At 72.1% G+C, this 1900-nt stretch carries 1 protein-coding gene; it reads right to left on the bottom strand.

Features of this window, described 5'->3' with window-relative positions:
* Positions 1–1900 (bottom strand): 1-deoxy-D-xylulose-5-phosphate synthase (gene dxs / locus ME121_RS32660; RefSeq protein ID WP_059410329.1); only part of this gene is annotated, 1900 nt, incomplete at both ends.

Here is a 1900-nt window from a genome sequence, read left to right on the forward strand (position 1 = left end):
GGGCAGTGTGTCGAGGGCGGTCCGGACGATGGTTTTGGCGTCGAGGCCTGCCTCTGCGTACATCTTCTCCGGGCTGTCGTGGTCCTGGTAGGCGTCCGGCAGCGTCATGGTCCGCACCCGCACGCCGCCCGCGTCCAGCGCGCCGCGCTCGGCCAGCAGGTGCAGCACCATCGCGCCGAACCCGCCCCGCGAGCCCTCCTCCACCGTGATCAGCACCTCGTGGTCGCGCGCCAGATCCAGGATCAGCGCCTCGTCCAGCGGCTTGGCGAACCGCGCGTCCGCCACCGTCACCGCCACGCCCTGCTCGGCCAGCGCGTCCGCCGCCTTCAAGGCCTCCGCCAGGCGCGTGCCGAGCGACAGGAGCGCCACCCGCGCCTCCGCGTCCCGGCGCACCACCCGGCCCTTGCCGATCGCCAGGACCTCGCCCCGCTCCGGAAGCTCGACGCCCACCCCCTCGCCGCGCGGGTAGCGCAGCGCGATCGGGCCCGTGTCGTGGGCGTGGGCGGTCGCCACCATGTGCACCAGCTCGGCCTCGTCGGCCGCCGCCATCACGGTCATGTTCGGCAGGCAGCACAGGTACGCCAGGTCGAACGCGCCCGCGTGCGTCGCCCCGTCCGCGCCGACCAGGCCCGCCCGGTCCAGGCAGAACCGCACGGGCAGGTTCTGCAGCGCCACGTCGTGCACCACCTGGTCGTAGGCCCGCTGCAGGAAGGTCGAGTAGATCGCCACGAACGGCCGGTAGCCCTCGGTCGCCAGACCGCCCGCGAACGTCACCGCGTGCTGCTCGGCGATGCCCACGTCGAAGGTCTTGTCCGGGTGCGCCTTGCCGAACAGGTCGATGCCGGTCCCGCCCGGCATGGCGGCGGTGATCGCCACGACCTTGTCGTCGGCGTCGGCCGCCTTGATCAGGCTCTCGCCGAACACCCGCGTGTAGGCCGGCGCGTTCGGCTTGGCCTTGGCCTGGATCCCTGAGACCACGTCGAACTTGACCACGCCGTGGTAGCGGTCGGCCGAGGCCTCGGCCGGCGCGTAGCCCTTGCCCTTCTGGGTGACGACGTGGAGCAGGATCGGGCCGTGCTCGGCGTCGCGGACGTTCTTGAGCACCGGCAGCAGGTGGTCGAGGTTGTGCCCGTCGACCGGGCCGACGTAGTGGAAGCCCATCTCCTCGAACATGGTGCCGCCGCCGACCACCAGCGAGCGGGCGTACTCCTCGGCCGCGGCGGCGCGCTGGTAGAGCGCCTTGGGCAGGAGCTTGCCGAGCTGCTTGGCGGTCTCGCGCAGGGACTGGTAGGCGCCACCCGACGCCAGCCTTGCGAGGTAGGCCGACATGGCGCCGACGGGGGGCGCGATCGACATGTCGTTGTCGTTGAGGATGACGATCAGGCGCGAGTGCAGGGCGCCGGCGTTGTTGAGGGCCTCGTAGGCCATGCCGGCCGACATCGAGCCGTCGCCGATCACCGCGATGGCGTTGCGGCGCTTCTGCGCGCCGCCCTTCTGCTTGGCGGTGGCGTTGTCGAGGTCGCGGGCGACCGCCATGCCCAGCGCGGCCGAGATCGAGGTCGACGAGTGGGCGGCGCCGAAGGGATCGTAGACGCTCTCGCTCCGCTTGGTGAAGCCCGACAGGCCGCCGCCCTGGCGCAGCGTGCGGATCCGGTCGCGGCGCTCGGTGAGGATCTTGTGCGGGTAGCACTGGTGGCCGACGTCCCAGACGATGCGGTCGTCGGGGGTGTCGAACACGTGGTGCAGCGCCACCGTCAGCTCGACCACGCCCAGCCCCGAGCCGAGATGGCCGCCGGTGATCGAGACCGCGTCGATCATCTCGGCGCGCACCGCGTCCGCCACCGCCTGAAGCTCCGACTCCGGAAGACGCCGAAGCGCCGATGGAGACGGAACGCGGTCC

This window comes from Methylobacterium sp. ME121, from assembly GCF_000974725.1.
GTDB classification, from domain to species: Bacteria; Pseudomonadota; Alphaproteobacteria; order Rhizobiales; family Beijerinckiaceae; genus Methylobacterium; species Methylobacterium radiotolerans.